Origin of the sequence: Shewanella sp. HL-SH2, assembly GCF_051164935.1 — a bacterium.
Lineage (GTDB): Bacteria > Pseudomonadota > Gammaproteobacteria > Enterobacterales > Shewanellaceae > Shewanella > Shewanella glacialimarina.
The window spans coordinates 1,469,272-1,485,262 of the sequence record NZ_CP195035.1; the positions used below are offsets into that span (position 1 = coordinate 1,469,272).

Genomic DNA, 15,991 nt, shown 5'->3' on the forward strand with positions numbered 1-15,991 from the left:
AAAAGACATTAACTATTTATAATCAATTTGTTAGCTAATTTTTTTACCTTGGGCCTATCTAATTATATATTTTCACTTTGACAATAATATCTCATCAGGTATATTGGTATAACAGGTTGATAGTATACCTGTTGTGATTGTTAATTTAATTATATAAGCCTTGGTTGCTGTCTGCCAATGAGTTATTTCACAATTACGTCAGTTTGAGCAGTTGTTTACTTTTTTCGATGCTGTTTATTTGTCCAGCGGAGAATAAGATTATTCAGGTTAATGCTATTTTTATAATTGATTTTAATAAGTATTTTCTTTTTAATTTTAAAGGAACCCCAACAGAGACATTATGATCACCACCATAATTGCACAACAAATGTTTGATGGTAAAAACATCATAAACAACCAAGCGATAAGCTTTGATGAACAAAAGGTGCTTGCTTTTGATTCGGTAAAAGGGGCTAAGGAAATTAAAGTACCAGGCTTGCTGACTGCTGGTTTTATTGATGTTCAAGTAAATGGTGGCGGGGGATATTTATTTAACCATGAACCAAATTTAATGGCTCTTAACGCTATGGTGTTAGCGCATAGCCGCTTTGGTTCTACGGGATTGCTACCGACATTAATCACCAGTGGCATTGAAACAATCACAAGTGCAGCGAACGTTATAGCTTCTGCAATGAAGCAGCAGGTAGCTGGCATTGTCGGAGTCCATTTTGAGGGGCCACATATTAGTGTACCCAACAAAGGTATACATAGTACTGAGCATATTAGGCCACTAACCGAGTCGGAAATGGACATATATTGTCGAGATGATCTTGGTGTGAAAATTGTCACTCTTGCACCCGAGAATGTCACTGCCGCGCAAATAAAACGATTAACTGAACACAAGGTAAAAGTGTGTTTAGGTCACTCGAATGCAAGCTTTGCCGTGACGCAAGCAGCATTGGCTGCTGGTGCAGTGGGCTTTACTCATTTATTCAATGCGATGTCTGCGCTGACCTCCCGAGAACCTAATATGGTAGGGGCTGCATTGCTTGATGAACACAGTTGGTGCGGCTTGATTCTTGACGGTCATCATGTTCACCCTGCTACGGCTAAGTTGGCCACTCGCGCCAAAAAAATTGGCAAAATGATGCTGGTGACAGACTCAATGTCAACGATAGGTAGTAGCCAAGAAACATTAGAATTTGATGGTCATAAAATACAGTTAGCAAACGGTAAGCTCACCAGTCAAACAGGCCAATTAGCCGGTTCTGCTTTAGATATGATCACTGCGGTAAACAATGCACGGCGAATGCTTGATGTCTCATTAGAAGAGGCGCTGAGAATGGCAAGTCAATATCCCGCAGATTTCCTTGGTCTTAATACATCAACACCTCAGCTAGCGATCAATGCTAATGCTGATTTTACATTGCTTAACACAACTAATAACTCTGATCTACATGTTAGCCAGACATGGATTGGCGGCAAACAAATATATTAATTTACAGAGGTTTACAATGCAAAAACTTACCGGATTAATTTCCGCCCCCCATACACCTTTCGATCAACATGGTCAGGTAAATCTTGCGGTTATTGATCAAATAGCCGCTTTGCTTATCAAACAAGGAGTCGAAGGCGTTTATATCTGTGGCACAACTGGTGAAGGGCTCAATTGTTCTGTGGCTGAACGTAAAGCTGTGGCTGAACGCTGGGTTACAGCGGCCAAGGGTAAACTCAGTATTACGGTGCACACTGGTGCGCTGTCTATTGTTGATACGCTTGAATTAACTAAGCATGCTAATTCTTTAGATGTCTTTGCAACCTCTGTAATAGCCCCTTGTTTCTTTAAACCGGGTTCTGTAGATGATCTAGTGACTTACTGTGCAACCGTGGCCGCAGCAGCGCCAAACAAAGGGTTTTACTATTATCACTCTGGTATGTCAGGGGTGATGTTTGATATGGAACAATTTCTTATTAAAGCGGATGACGTCATCCCAAATCTAGCCGGTATTAAATTCAATCATGGCGATTTGTATGAGTTCCAACGTTGTACTCGAGTTTGTGGTGGAAAATTTGATATTCCATTTGGTGTAGATGAATTTCTTCCTGGGGGATTGGCTGTTGGTGCGATTGGCGCTGTGGGAAGTACTTATAACTATGCTGCACCGCTTTATTTAGACATCATAGCGGCATTTAACAAAGGCGATCAAGTAACAGTCGCCGCACTGATGGATAAGGTTATCGGCATTATCCGTCCGCTTGTAGAATACGGCGGGGTTGCAGCTGGTAAAGCCGCTATGTTGCTTCATGGCATTGACGTTGGGGACCCTCGTCTGCCTATTCGCTCATTGTCAGTAAAAGAAAAAGCCGATGTGGTCGCTAAAATGAAAAGTGCTGGCTTTATGAGTCATATAAAAAATGATTAGTTATAGTGGCTTAGCTGCGTAAATTAATGGCTTGTCAGCTGGCACATTCAGTATGTGATCAAGTACCAGAAAGCTGTTAAGTATTTTATCATTCATATCAGTCCTTACGTCGAAGGTTAAATTAACCGATAATATAGACAACCATCACTAAATTGGTGATGGTTTTTTTTGCTTAAAAATTAACGATACTTCCTTGTGAGGTAAGTTTTGTTATGAACATTTTAGAGGGTGGGTCATGAACATAAGGGTGAAATATCACCTAGTGAGTTGCATTAATTCATTTAGCTGGGCATTTATTTACTATTGCCGATAATGATAAACACTAAAAAGCAAAACTCAGCATATGCTTAACACCGATCAGTTAAGAAACTGATCGGTTGACAGCAAAAATGATCCTACGAAAATGGCTCCTTCTTTTGAACGGAGTCATTTTTTATGTTGTCTAACTGGCTTATTGATACTGAATTACTTGTCGCCCCCGAAGAACTATCTATCTTTCAAAAAGAATTGCCGTTGGAATGGATTGAACAAGCTTTGGAGCTAACCAACAAAGCAAGTATTAGGCGCAGAAAACTTCCAGCAGAATTAGTCGTTTGGCTCATCGTTGGAATTGGCCTCTACCGAAATCGTTCCATCGCTGAAGTCGTCTCCAAGCTCGACTTAACGTTAGTTGATAAGTTGGGAGAAACCGTTGCACCAAGTGCTATCCCGCAAGCCAGACAGCGACTGACAGCCGCTCCCCTTAAAGCCCTTTTTGATATCACTTCTAAACACTGGTGTCATAGGGAAGACAGCCAAGATACATGGCATGGTCTTCAGTTATTTTCTGTTGATGGTACGACATTTCGATGTGCAGAAAATACCGAGAATTCAGAGCATTTTGGCTATATCAGTAATCAGCATAGGAAGCAGTCCGTATACCCAGTAGCCCGCTTATGCGCACTCATGTCATTACGAAGTCGTATGATAAGAAATGTAAAATTTGGTCCGTGTAGTAAAGGGGAAATTAGTTATGCTCGAGAGCTAATTGAATCAGTTCCAGCTAATTCTCTCACTATTTTTGATAGTTGTTACTTTAGTGCAGATCTTATGACAAGTTGGTGGGGAGCCAACCAGAATAGTCATTGGCTTACACCACTCAAAAGTAATACACGCTTTGAAGTCATCGAGCAATACGCTGACAACGATTATCTAGTTGAGATGCCTGTATCACCACAAGCGAGAAAAAAGAACCCAGAGCTACCTGAAAAGTGGCATGCGAGACTAGTGACCTATCAAGAAAAATCCCAGGGCAATCATATTACAGGTGTGCTGAGTTCATTAACCAATAGAAGCAAATACTCCTCTCAAGATATATTAGATGTCTATTTCGAACGCTGGGAGATAGAAAATGGCTATGGAGAAATCAAGCAATATCAACTTGATGAGAGTATTTTATTAAGAAGTCAGACAGTTGAAGGAATTTATCAGGAGATTTGGGGATTACTGATAGCGTACAACTTGATCCGAGTTGAAATAAGCCAAATCGCTAAAGAGGCAGAAGTGTCACCATTACGGATTAGCTTTGTAATGGCGATGCGCTATATACAGGATGAGTTGATGTGGTGCGCAATTGCATCGCCAGGAACAATCCCTAAAAAGCTCAAAGCAATGAGGGAAAACGTTAAGCAATTTATCTTGCCCAAAAAACGAAAACGGCCCAAAAGTAGGACCGTTCGAATTAACAAAACCCGCTATCCAGTTAAGAGAAGAAACTCTTAACTGAATGGTGTTAAGCATATGCTGAGCTTTGCCTTAGTTAATATTTAGCGTCCTTGCTCGGTGACCATAACCGTGAAATTGAGGTCAAATAACCTGTTAAAGTGTTGGCCAGACTTGATTACCATCAACTGGTAATGCACTTTGAACTAAGGTTGAACAGTAACCTGTGCCGCTAGAGGTATAGAATACTTGCGGTAGCATTTTATAACCTTTAGCAGCTACTTGTGCCTGTGCTTTAGCACTTAATGCAAAGCCGTACATAGCAAACCAATCAGTTAGATTTAGCTGAGTTATTTCAGATAAAGAGATAAACAAGCGTTCATTTTGGCTCATTGCCGAAAATTCAGTTCGACTGTAATCATCAAATCCCAACGCTATTTTTCCGCTAGCCCAGCTTGCCTCTGTGTCATCTAAACGCCACATTTCTCTGTCCCAAATATGCATTCTGGGATACAAGTTCCAACCGTTTATCAGCGTGCCTTCGGCTTGTGCCGCCATCATTAATTGGATATACAGCACATGATGTGCAGACCACCCCTTATCAAGATTAGCTTGCATATAAGCCTTCGCATCTGTGGCACGCTTACTTTCCTGTAAGGTTGTAAACATCGCTTCAAAAGGTAGTCCCTGACAACTAGCAGGCTCGCCGGTTTCATTTTCATAAACAGATTTAGAAAAGTAGGAGTAGAAGTTAGTGTTTGAATGACCGCCATATCCTTCAAAGCGCATGCTACCTCGTTCAATGCCATGGCCTAATTCGTGTAAATCACCATGTCCGGTGGGGCTAAATGCCCATCCTGCGTCATATGGGTTACCACTACAGCCCCAACCACAGGTTGGTTGGTCTGCATTCATGTGCTTAACTATGTCGATAGTGTCGACCGAAAGACCACGATCGTTTACAAAATCATGAATTTCAGCAACTACATCTATGCCCGGACCTTGAAAGCCCGCCAATATATTCACCATATTATGGGTGTAGCGATAAGTGGCATGAGCAAAATCAGAGGCAAGTGGCCAAATACTGCCTGATAATGACGAACGTAATCGGGTCAGTTTAGAGTGTACTTCAAAGCCTTCAGTGGCAATTTCAGCCCAATCGTAATCACCTTGCTCCATTTTCTCGGCAAAAATAATGTCATCTGCAGGTGTTCGCCAATGTGGATGGCGACCAATATTGTTAAAGCTAAAATTAACTTCAATATCTTTTTGAGAAAAACCGATTTGAATTGGACCACCGTAACTAGAGGTAAAACGAATGGTTTCTCCTGGGGTAATATCAATCCAATTAGATTGTAAAAAATAAGGACGATTATAACTATTTTCATTGAATATATGCGTAGCACTGCTTCGCAGGCTATTGATGAAAATTTGGGTGTTCACGCTATTACTATCGTTGCGAGTGACGGTAAATGTTTGCCCTGGTAGAGCATAGACACCGGCTGAGCGAAATGCAGGCTTAGACATTAATACTACTTGAGCACTTTCTGGGGTGATATGAGTGAAATTAGAGCGACTAAAGTTCCCCATGTCTGGCTGAACAGGATTGATATCACGGGTATTATAAATAGCGTAATCAGCATATAAAGATTTAAAAAAATCTACTTTATCAGTGGTTAACTTATCCATCGGATAGCTCACCGTTTGACGATAGTGGTCTGCAAGTAAAATAAACAGTTTGTTTAAGCGGTAATCTGTACTGTTAAAAATATTGATTTTTTGACTATTAAGATTGTTAAATAGGGCGCTAATTGCATTCGCACCATCAAAAAATTCGCTCTGAGCATTAGACTCAGCAGGACAACTTCGAGTGCTGCAGCCAGTTAAATCAACATTAAATGACTTATTTTTAAAATTGCTCAGCAGTGCTTTTATACTTGCAATATCACTTGGCAGACTACCCCATAAAGTAGATGGGTCAAATGCAGACAAATGCAGTTTCCACCAATAGTTATCATGGCCGTGGGTAATATTTAATACCTTTAGTAGCGCTTTGCCGTGATCATTAATCCCACCATCGTGCTGAATATAGATCACCGGTATGTTTTGTGCCAACGCACTTTCAACACTCTGAATTATTGATGCTTTATCATCACCATCACGTGTTATAAGTGAAATAATAATGACATCTGGCTTGTTAGCAATACAGGTAGCAAGGTTAATACCGTCACAGGTGCCCTCAAGGTTATAGCTAACATTGTTGACGTTATTATCCAACCAAGCGCGGGTTTGACTGCGATCTTTAAACCAATAACTTTCATCAAGTTGTGCTAAAACAACATTAAATTGACTGAGTGAAGCGGTATCTTTTTGGGTTAACCAATTAAAACTATTATGTAAAAACTGCTCCATCTGAGCATTTTTATTGTTTCTAAATGGGTTGCCCCCAAAGGCGAGATAGCGCCCTGAATCCAAAGTTTTACTACCAGCAATGGCAATAGGAAGTACTCGGTCTTGTCCATCGACTTGATGTGAACTTGTGGTATTAAGGACGGTATCATTAAAAGGATATTGACCATACAAAATAGCCGCGTCATGGCTTGGGTCCCAGTCAATGGCGGTCAGTTTGTTATCAATAGAATCAAGGTTGAAAAGTTGCCGCTTTATGTCATTAAAACGGTTTGTATGGGAATCAATTTCTGCCAAGGCTGCGGCTAATATGACATCGCTGTCTTTTACCAGCAAAGCATTACCGCTTGCGATTGCAAGGGCTAACCAACTTTCTTCTACTTGCAGGGTAAAAACCGACGTGCTTTGGGCAATGCCATCATCTAAGGTAATTGAGATAGGGGTTATACCTAGATTATCTATGGTCGGTATGCCAGATAACTGTCCAGTGGTTTTATCAAGTGTTAACCAGTCGGGTAAGCTTGGTGCACTATATCTTACGATGCTATTTTCTTCACCTTGATAGGCTAAGGTAAACTCGAATAATTCATCAGCTCGTGCTTGAGCTGAAAGGGTCGTTAATGTAGGCGTTATGGGGGCATTAACCACAGTGATGGCGAAACTCAGTGATGCAGTAAGTTTACCGTCTGAAACAATTAACTGAATATTATTGTGTATGCCAACATCGGTCAGTTGTGGTGTACCTGTCAATTGCCCTGTTGTGTTATTGAGCGTTAACCAATTAGGCAGATTAGTGGTGCTAAAGGTTAATGTGTCATCCTGATTTTCATCTGATGCGACAGGTGTAAAACTATAGAATTGCGCCACAGTCGCTTCCCCCGGAGCACCTGAAATAACAGGCGCGCTGTTTTGAACTATGGGGATTTCGCTAGTACTTGTGTCGCCACCCGCACCACCACAACCGGTAATGCTTAGTAAAAAAATAAGCCAAAGATAATGTCTTGCAGGATAGTTAAAAGTAAACATGTAGTAATCCATCTAATTGTTTTTATATATTATTTTAGTGCGAAGTATATCATTACAGTACGCACGACTGAATATTTCGTTGTATCCCAAATAGACTAAATGTGAATAATTTTTTAAGTTTTATTAAAAATTCTATTTAAAACAGAATATTAAACTGATCTTGGTTTGGGTATTAGTCTTGACTCGATGCTTGTCTATTTAGAATGGCTATAGAAAGAAGCCGTAATCTTGATTGATTTTTTGATGTTCCCGGTTGGCCCAAATATAATATTCTTGGTTAGAAAGCTCACTTGCGGCGTCTTTATCTAACACTATGACGGCATGTTGGTGGAGTTGCAGTGCTGATGCGGGACATCTTGCTGACAGTGGGCCATTGATCATCTCGTTAACTGCTTTGGCTTTGTTTTTACCTGTTGCCATAAGCAATACATATTTGGCATCTAATATGGTTGCAATTCCCATGGTCATTGCCATCGAGGGTTGATATTCTGCTGAGTCAAATAATCGACTGTTATCTTGCAGGGTTTGCTTGGTTAATGTTTTTAACCTTGTTCGAGACGATAAACTGGACGATGGCTCATTAAAACCAATATGGCCATTCCCCCCAATCCCGAGGATTTGTAAATCAATTCCACCCGCATTGCGAATTTTATCTTCATAGGCCATACCTTGTACTCGAGGGTCTTGAATTAAGTTACAGGTGGGTAAATGGGTGTTTGTTTGATCAATATTTATTTTATCAAACAGATTTTGCTTCATAAACATACGATAACTTTGCTTGTTGTCTGCCTCGATATTGTGGTATTCGTCAAGATTAAAGCTGGTGACATGGCTGAAATCTGTTTGATCTTGTTGATGACGTTGTACTAATTTCTGATAAAGGCTAATAGGGGTGCTGCCAGTGGCTAATCCTAATACGGGATGCGCTTTTTTACTCAACAGCTCAACAATCCATTCACTGGCGTGTTGTGCTACCTGCTGTGGATTTTCTAAAATAATAACCTGCATATTTTATCCTGCTTTAAGTCAATGCGTTAAATTAGATATTGATTTTTCGAACGTAAAAAGCCGCACCCATTAAGTCTGCATTAGCGCCCATTTGAGGGGGCTTAATACTGACTTGATAAATGGAAGGTAAATTGGCCGTTTTTGCTACCACTTGCTGGTGAAATAGTGTCACTGAACCAACACTACCGCCTAAAATAATAATGTTGGTTCCCGTCATAGCTTTAACATTGGCAATTAAATCACATACAGCGCTTGTGGCATTATTGATGAGTAGCGCGATTTCAGGCACTGCGAAGTACTGTTCAAACACAGCTTTGCAGCTTACTTCTTGGTTCAAAATTATTGAGGCTTGTTTAGCAATGGCGGTGCCGGATGCTATGGATTCAGCACAATTGACTCGACCACAATGGCATTGAATGGTTTTTTGGCTGCCATGTAGCACAGAAACATGACCTAAATGGGCACAGAATCCATCGACACAGGTCAGTAATTTTCCATTTTGAATGATGCCACCACCAATCCCTGTCGATACCGTTATGTACACTAGGGTATTGTCACCGCCGCTAATCACTTCACTACCAATAACGTTATTGTCTTTAAGCGAGCTGTCTATGGCGATTGTTTTCATGACGCAGTATTCAGCCCATGCGGCTGCGGCAGCATCATTGATAATTGTCACTGGTAGTTCAAAAGCCGATTCAAGTTGTGCTTTCAGGGGAAGCTTTTGTTTTGCCGAAAGAAAGTTAACAAACTCATCGCCAACTTGACCCGTGCAGGCTATGGCTACTTGGGTTGCACGCTCAATCCAGCCTTGGCAAAGTTCGACTAAATGTTGACTTAAATGGGTTAAGTCAGTGTGTATCACCGAAGCGATTGTGCGTTGTTCAACAATGTGAGTCTCGGTTACTTTATCGCTGAAAATAAGCGCAGCTGATATTTTGGTGCCTCCGACATCGATGGCTATGATCATCTATCTTGGTCCTTATTGCCTAATGGGCTTTATCACTATTGAGATAAAAGTAACTAAGCTTTGGTACTGTTAATGGCACTTTCAATGTCACCAACAAACCATTGGGTTATATGCTCAACACGAGTAATAGCTGAGCCAACGGTCACCGAAAATGCTCCAAGTTCAATGGCTCTAGCAGCTCGTTTGGGGGAATTGTATCGACCTTCAGCAATGACATTTAACCCTTGTTCAACCCATAGGGTAACTAAGTCATAGTCCGGCTCTGTCGGGATATTATTTAGGTCAAGGTAACCTGACATAGTACTACCAATAAAGGTGCACCCCTGCTGTGCTAGCATCAAGCCGGTTTCAAAGTCGGCACAATCTGCCATGGCGACACAACCAGCTTCATGAATCGCGCTCAGTAAATCTAACACTGCCGTTGGGCGCGGACGATCTGTGCCATCAAAGGCGATTATGCTGGCTCCTGCTTGCGCAAGTGCACTAACATCTTCTATAAACGGGGTAATCCGTACCGGACTATCAGTTAAGTCTCGTTTAACAATCCCAACAATGGGAATAGAGGTGACTTTGGCAATTGCCCGCACATTTTCAATACCTTCTATTCTTAAGCCTTTCGCGCCACCATTAACCGCGGCTAATGCCATAGCAACAATATGTTCGACTTTGTCCATAGGACCATTATCAACGGGCTGGCAGGATGCAATTAAAGATTGCTTCAATGACGATAACAGTTGTTTTTCCAGTGATTTATTTACAACAGACATTTAAGTTTCCTAAAAGCTAAATGAAGCATTATCACGATTTAGTCACGTGAGTTTGCATGGTGTATAAAGTCAGTCCGGTTAAATCTCTGTGTCTGTCTTTTGTTGTTTGGGTGAGTAAACTGGTAAGGTAGCCAAACACTAAACAAGACACTATGCCGAGGGTGGCGTATAAGTAACCGTTAGCCCAGCCCAGTTGCCAAGCCGATATCATGGTCGTCACACCTGCTAAAATGCCAATAATGGCGCCAAAAGAGTTAGCTTTTTTTGTTAACGCACCAAGCACAAATAGTCCCCCCAGGGCCCCCATAAACATTCCTATTACTTTAAAGTAGGCTTCCATTAGTGAGCGAATTTCAGGGTTTATAAAAATAAGCCCAGCTAATGTACCCAACGCGCCCATGATGAACGTTAACCAGCGAGCCGCGTTCATATAACCTTGTTCAGTTTTCACCAAATTAAATGGGCGAATAAAATCGGTTACTAAAGTGGTTGCAATAGAGTTCATACTGGTGGATACGGTTGATTGTGCGGCGGCAAAAATACCCGCGACAATCAAACCTGCAACTCCAATCGGCAGCTCAGTGGCGATAAAAGTTGGGAATATTTGATCAATTTGGATCGTTGGGTCTAATTTTTCCGGATGTAATTGATAAAAGGCATATAAACCAGTACCAATACAGAAAAACAATAATGCCCCAGGAGCGGCTATTACGGCATTTGCCCAAATCGATTTGCTGGCTTCTCGTGGGTCTTTTGTTACCATATAGCGTTGTACTACGGCTTGATCAGCTGTATAGCTAGACAAGTTTTGTCCAATACCACCAATAACGATGACCCAAATAGAGAGTGAGGTAATACTGTCTAAACTAAAGTCGGCGTTTACCATAGTGAACTTATTGTCATTTAAACCAATGCTGACAAAGTCACTAAGGCCTCCTTCTAAACCCATAATTATGATAATAAAACAGGTAATAGCACCAATAATTAAGACAATGGTTTGCAAGGTATCAGTCCAAATGACTGCTTCAATACCACCCATGGTGCAATAAATTAAACATAAAACGCCCATGATTAATACACTGTCGCTAGCTGACAAAGGCGTTACTGCAGACAGTGCTAAGGCCGTTAAAGCCATTACTATACCCATTCGACCAATATGGAACAGGGTAAAAAGGCCGCTGGCAAATAACCTTACGCCCATATTGAAACGTTTTGACAGATACTCATAAGCACTGGTCGCATCAATTTGACGGAAAAAAGGCATAGCAACATAAATAGCAAGCGGCGCCACGGCGATAATCATCCATATTCCTATGAGTAACAACCAGTTGCTTTGGTAAACTACGGCAGGCAAGGCGACATAAGTTAATGAACTTAACATGGTGGCATAAATAGAGCAGGCGGCAGCCCACCAGGGAACAGACTGCCCACCTCGAAAGTAGTCATCGGTGTTATTATTTTTAAAAACAAAAAATAAACCGAGTAAAACAACACAGACAAGGTAGACCACTAACACTGTCATATTAACCCAGCCAAAATTCTTTGCCGGTTGCTTAAGCGATGCCTGCCACAATATTAATGAACTTTGATTATCTTTATTGCGGTTTAATGAAAAAATTTCGCCGCGATACGAGGTCACACTTTCGCTTATAAAAGTAGCCGATTGATTGAGGTGATGATTAAGATCAGTTTGATCGTCTGCAAGTGTATTTGTTGCATCAATGTTCTCAGTTAAATATTGTGTCCAACTATTTGTAATAGCATTAAATGATAAGGTCCTGCCTTGGTTGGTAAAGGCTAATATATGTGATTGTCCCAAGGTACTTAAGGCGTTAATTCTGTCATTGAGCAGGCTTTTATCAATTGTGATATCACCCAGGTCTTGCCATGTTTGATCCGCAACCTTAGCCAAAGGGTCATATTTCCAATGGTGAGTAAGAGCTGAAATATCTGCTTTAAAATTAAGGCTTTGTAATGGAAGTTGATAACCGCCCATAGCAAAGATTTTCGGTCCACTGCCGTCATCTTGTACTGCTAACTGTACGCCATTTTGATATTGCTTATGTCCGCTTGCGAAGGGTAAAGCGGGCAGGGTTTGCCATAACGTGTTCTGGGTGAAACGTTCAATATCAGTTTGATTTAAAGATAGCAGCCCATCAGCGTTCAATAAGGCACTTAAATCCAATGCAAAAAATTGATTACTCTCATCTGAGCCCGTTAACACATAAAGGGTATTGTTAAAAATGACTGCAGAGGGGGACTTTGTTGCTTGAGGTAAGGGGGGCAGCGAGTAACTGTGTAATATTTTTGATGAGGCTTGCCAGCTTAATAAATTAACCGAAGCAGAGGCATTTTGTTGGCTAATGCCTCCGACAACCAGAGTAGTGCCATTAAAGTTGACTGCAGAGGCGTATGCTCTATTACCTAATTCGGCGGATAAACTGCTTGAAAATATATTGTCGCCGCTGACCACAAACATGGTGTTGAATTGATTATGATTGGCAAGGCTTTGGGCAATAACAGCAGCAGTGCTTGTTAGGTTGGCAGAATTGATCTCTGATGACATTAGCTCTGAGCGCATTAGACCTGAAGAAATTAGTAGGCCGTCATTATTACTGCTAATAAAAGCCCCATTGCCTATTTGTAATTGTTCAACTGACGTAGCGCTCACTTCCTGCCAATGGATAAGTGTTTGAGCAGTCGTTAATAATGGCATCATCAAAAATGAAATGATTGCAAATTTAAACATCTTAGTAATCATAGGGACTCAAGTGGTATTGTTTTGTGCTGTATACCTGTTATACCACTTGAGTTGGCTTAATGCTACACAAACATCCAAATTTATTTAACATATTGTAAATATATTGTTTGCAGATAATTCATTAATACTGTTTTATCACACATGAAAAAAGCTACCTGAAGGTAGCTTTGAAATGGAGTTATTTATTTAACTAAGATGTTGATTTATATTTATTTATTTATCTTTGCCTGTTAACTTGTGTAGATTAACTACTCGACATAATAATTTTCAAATACGTATTCTAAATGTTGGGTAAGCTTTTTGTCAGCCCCTTCCACATCTCTATTTTTAATGCACTCCAAAATCTCAACATGATCTTGATGGCTTTTTGCATTAAGAACATTGGCATTTACTTTAGCGGGTCTGGCGTCGATAACCCAATCAACCAGTGCTTGATGAATCGCTAAAAATATCGGATTACCAGGTATTGAGGCAATGACACGATGGAAGTAAATATCTGTTTTTTTAAATTGGTTATCACTGTTAATTGCTTTGCCGTTTAGCTCAAGTGCTTTTTCTAACTCTGCAATTTGCTCTTTAGTCGCAAACTCAGCCGCATGGCGTACTAGGCTTGATTCAAAAAAGTTTCTGAGTTGGTCAAAGTACTGTAAGCCATTGGGTTGAGACAAAAAATCCTTAGACATACCTGATAGTTCAGAGATAATAGTATCCGGTGAGGGCCTGGTGACTCGGGTTCTTTCACCACTGCTGATTTTAACTAAGCCTTTACGTGCAAGTGCCGACAAAGCATCACGTATAGAAGGTCTACCAACACCAAATGCAGCCATTAACTCCCGTTCAGAAGGAAGTGCATCACCTTCAGCGATTTCGCCTTGGCGGATCATCAACTCCAACTCTTCTTCAACAGTTTCTGATAGTTTTTTTCTTTCAACGGGACGCTTAATCGTAATTGGCATGTGTAGCTCCTTGACACTTTTTCAATTATATATCACCTATTTTGCTATCATACCAGTGACGCGGTAAATGTATATAAATCATTTGAATTGGTTGGATTTTAGTCAAAAATTCAGATTACTCAAGCTAATAATAATCATTGAAATGATGGTGTACCTGTTATACCGTTGTGGTGTTAATTATCTAGCTTGGGATATTGATGTCAAAACATCTAAAAAAGATTATTTACTATGGCAATAACAGCCAACAGTTTGCACACCTGTATTTACCAAAAGGTACAACAAACATTGCTGTGGTGATTGTTATTCATGGCGGCTACTGGAAAGATAACCACAGTCTAGAAACTTATGCGACGTCAGCCATCGTTGAGTATTTGCAAGATTTTGACGTTGCAATATTGAACCTAGAATATCGACGCATGAATGCGATAGGTGCAAACATTAACGCCCCTTGGCCAGCCACTTTTAAAGATGTTGCCGATGGATTGGATCACCTAAAAGTGATTGGTGCGCAACACAGTTTAGATCTGGAACGGGTGCTATTGATTGGTCACTCAGCGGGCGGACATTTAGCTACTTGGGCAGCGTCAAGAGGAAATATAGCGCGAGATAGCGAGCTTTATTGTGCAAGCCCTCTAGCCATAAAAAGGGTGATAGCTATCTCGGCAATTTTAAATCTTTTTGCTGCCAATGAGGTTGACCAACCTGAGCAAATTAATCGGTTAATGGGAGGCGAAGCAAGTACTATGCATCAAAGGTATTTGTCATGCGATCCTCTAAGTCTGAACAGTAAAAGCATTAATTTAACTCTGGTTCACGGTGCACAAGATACCTGCGTTAGTATTAACCAAACCCAGCAGTATTGTCTCTATGCCAAGGGCAAAGTTAACCAAGTGATTATGGCTGAAGCTGATCATTTTTCTATGCTGCCCCATGAGGGCCAATGGCAGGTTGAACAATGGTTGCAAATACAAGCCTTGATAGCTGAAAACATCAAGGCATTAGTATAAAGGCTTAAGCCAGTTAATTGACTTGCTGTAAGGTTAAGTTGTTCTAAAACAGATTTTAAAATAGTGATAAATCAGTTCATCAACTCAGGGTAAATTTGTTGTTTTAACAGGGCTAATAATACCTCAGGCACAAATTTTCGCTGCGCGGTAATGGCATAAAAATTTTCATAAACATTAGGTAAACGCTGGTAAACCTCTAATATACCCTGCTCAATTTCGTCTTTAACTACTACGGGAGGCAGTACAACTAATGCGCCACTGTCTCGGGCTAAAAGCCGCAACATTGCCATATCGTCCGCTTCAGCTTGCACATCGGGTTGATATTGCCAGGTTGCACAGAAGGAATTAAATGCCGCGCGAATTTCAGTGTACTGCCCCGGTAATACCCAACGCATATTTTGATAACCATTAGGGAAACTATCATGTATTCGGTTAACTTTTGGGCCAACAATCGCTAAAGGCTGACGCGATACCAGCTGGGCTTGCCATAATGGATCTTTTTTATCGACACCAATAGGCAGATTAGTCAGTACCAAATCAAGTTCATGGTTAGCAAGATCATTAAGCAGGTTGGTCATTCCTTTGGCCGTTAAAGAAAAGCTCACATCAGGATTTGCCAATAACGGACTAATAAAACTCTCGACAAAGTTACGCGATAGTGTGGTTAATACTCCGATAGATAAATGCTGTTTTTCACTGATACTGCCTTTGCGTAAAAAGGACTCCAGCTCTTCACCTTTACTGAATATATCGTGAGCATAAGCCAGCACGCGATGACCGTGAACGGTTAGATTCAGGCGTCTACCTCTTAGCTCAAACAATTTCACATCCATATTGTGCTCAAACTGTTTAATTTGAGCTGACAGTGCAGATTGTGAAATATGCAGTTCTTTGGCTACGTTGGTCAGATTACCCGCAACCGCCACACGCCAAAAATAGTAAAGATGATGATAATTAAGTCGGCTCATTTATAGTTAACCAAAA

General features: G+C 40.8%; 11 protein-coding genes. 4 read left to right on the forward strand and 7 right to left on the reverse strand.

The window, feature by feature from the left end; genetic code table 11:
- The first annotated feature begins 340 nt into the window (after positions 1 to 340).
- From nagA to ACRWP9_RS06380, 3 genes are all read left to right on the forward strand, one after another.
- Complete coding sequence (gene nagA, locus ACRWP9_RS06370) at positions 341 to 1,477, forward strand: N-acetylglucosamine-6-phosphate deacetylase (RefSeq protein ID WP_434928419.1); 1,137 nt, start codon at positions 341 to 343, stop codon at positions 1,475 to 1,477.
- Positions 1,478 to 1,493: 16 nt separating this feature from the next.
- A complete protein-coding gene (locus ACRWP9_RS06375; protein ID WP_434928420.1) occupies positions 1,494 to 2,402 on the forward strand; it encodes a dihydrodipicolinate synthase family protein in 909 nt (302 codons plus the stop codon).
- A gap of 435 nt (positions 2,403 to 2,837) precedes the next feature.
- Positions 2,838 to 4,163: an IS4 family transposase gene (locus ACRWP9_RS06380; RefSeq protein ID WP_434928421.1), complete on the forward strand. Its 1,326-nt coding sequence runs from the start codon at positions 2,838 to 2,840 to the stop codon at positions 4,161 to 4,163.
- Between the two features lie 96 nt (positions 4,164 to 4,259).
- Here ACRWP9_RS06380 and ACRWP9_RS06385 read toward each other — a convergent pair whose 3' ends face one another.
- The 6 genes from ACRWP9_RS06385 to ACRWP9_RS06410 all read right to left on the reverse strand — a co-directional run bounded on the left by ACRWP9_RS06385 (position 4,260) and on the right by ACRWP9_RS06410 (position 14,000).
- Positions 4,260 to 7,538: an ImpA family metalloprotease gene (locus ACRWP9_RS06385; protein ID WP_434928422.1), complete on the reverse strand. Its 3,279-nt coding sequence runs from the start codon at positions 7,536 to 7,538 to the stop codon at positions 4,260 to 4,262.
- 207 nt (positions 7,539 to 7,745) lie between these two features.
- The gene (gene nagB, locus ACRWP9_RS06390; protein WP_434928423.1) at positions 7,746 to 8,546 is read right to left on the reverse strand and encodes a glucosamine-6-phosphate deaminase; all 801 of its coding nucleotides are present in this window, start codon (positions 8,544 to 8,546) and stop codon (positions 7,746 to 7,748) included.
- Positions 8,547 to 8,577: 31 nt separating this feature from the next.
- Entirely contained in the window at positions 8,578 to 9,516 is a 939-nt protein-coding gene (locus ACRWP9_RS06395; RefSeq protein WP_434928424.1) for an ROK family protein, read from the reverse strand.
- Positions 9,517 to 9,569: 53 nt separating this feature from the next.
- Positions 9,570 to 10,283, reverse strand: a complete 714-nt coding sequence (locus ACRWP9_RS06400) for an N-acetylmannosamine-6-phosphate 2-epimerase (protein ID WP_226410883.1) — start codon at positions 10,281 to 10,283, stop codon at positions 9,570 to 9,572.
- A gap of 31 nt (positions 10,284 to 10,314) precedes the next feature.
- Positions 10,315 to 13,032 (reverse strand): sodium:solute symporter family transporter, encoded by a 2,718-nt coding sequence (locus tag ACRWP9_RS06405; RefSeq protein ID WP_434928425.1) that lies wholly within the window; start codon positions 13,030 to 13,032, stop codon positions 10,315 to 10,317.
- A gap of 260 nt (positions 13,033 to 13,292) precedes the next feature.
- On the reverse strand, positions 13,293 to 14,000 hold the full coding sequence (locus ACRWP9_RS06410) for a transcriptional regulator NanR (RefSeq protein ID WP_226410881.1): 708 nt from the start codon (positions 13,998 to 14,000) through the stop codon (positions 13,293 to 13,295).
- A 197-nt stretch (positions 14,001 to 14,197) separates the two neighbouring features.
- On the opposite strand from ACRWP9_RS06410, the gene ACRWP9_RS06415 reads away from it, so the two are divergent.
- The gene (locus tag ACRWP9_RS06415) at positions 14,198 to 15,007 is read left to right on the forward strand and encodes an alpha/beta hydrolase (RefSeq protein WP_434928426.1); all 810 of its coding nucleotides are present in this window, start codon (positions 14,198 to 14,200) and stop codon (positions 15,005 to 15,007) included.
- Between the two features lie 71 nt (positions 15,008 to 15,078).
- On the opposite strand, the gene ACRWP9_RS06420 is transcribed toward ACRWP9_RS06415, so the two are convergent.
- The gene (locus ACRWP9_RS06420; RefSeq protein WP_434928427.1) at positions 15,079 to 15,975 is read right to left on the reverse strand and encodes a LysR family transcriptional regulator; all 897 of its coding nucleotides are present in this window, start codon (positions 15,973 to 15,975) and stop codon (positions 15,079 to 15,081) included.
- Positions 15,976 to 15,991: the final 16 nt, after the last annotated feature.

Bases quoted from the DNA above. Each gene is read 5' to 3' on its own strand.
- ACRWP9_RS06380 (WP_434928421.1), top strand. From the start codon at position 2,838: ATGTTGTCTAACTGGCTTATTGATACTGAATTACTTGTCGCCCCCGAA.
- ACRWP9_RS06395 (WP_434928424.1), bottom strand. From the start codon at position 9,516: ATGATCATAGCCATCGATGTCGGAGGCACCAAAATATCAGCTGCGCTT.
- ACRWP9_RS06405 (WP_434928425.1), bottom strand. From the start codon at position 13,032: ATGTTTAAATTTGCAATCATTTCATTTTTGATGATGCCATTATTAACG.
- ACRWP9_RS06385 (WP_434928422.1), bottom strand. From the start codon at position 7,538: ATGTTTACTTTTAACTATCCTGCAAGACATTATCTTTGGCTTATTTTT.
- ACRWP9_RS06420 (WP_434928427.1), bottom strand. From the start codon at position 15,975: ATGAGCCGACTTAATTATCATCATCTTTACTATTTTTGGCGTGTGGCG.
- ACRWP9_RS06415 (WP_434928426.1), top strand. From the start codon at position 14,198: ATGTCAAAACATCTAAAAAAGATTATTTACTATGGCAATAACAGCCAA.
- nagA (WP_434928419.1), top strand. From the start codon at position 341: ATGATCACCACCATAATTGCACAACAAATGTTTGATGGTAAAAACATC.
- nagB (WP_434928423.1), bottom strand. From the start codon at position 8,546: ATGCAGGTTATTATTTTAGAAAATCCACAGCAGGTAGCACAACACGCC.
- ACRWP9_RS06400 (WP_226410883.1), bottom strand. From the start codon at position 10,283: ATGTCTGTTGTAAATAAATCACTGGAAAAACAACTGTTATCGTCATTG.
- ACRWP9_RS06375 (WP_434928420.1), top strand. From the start codon at position 1,494: ATGCAAAAACTTACCGGATTAATTTCCGCCCCCCATACACCTTTCGAT.
- ACRWP9_RS06410 (WP_226410881.1), bottom strand. From the start codon at position 14,000: ATGCCAATTACGATTAAGCGTCCCGTTGAAAGAAAAAAACTATCAGAA.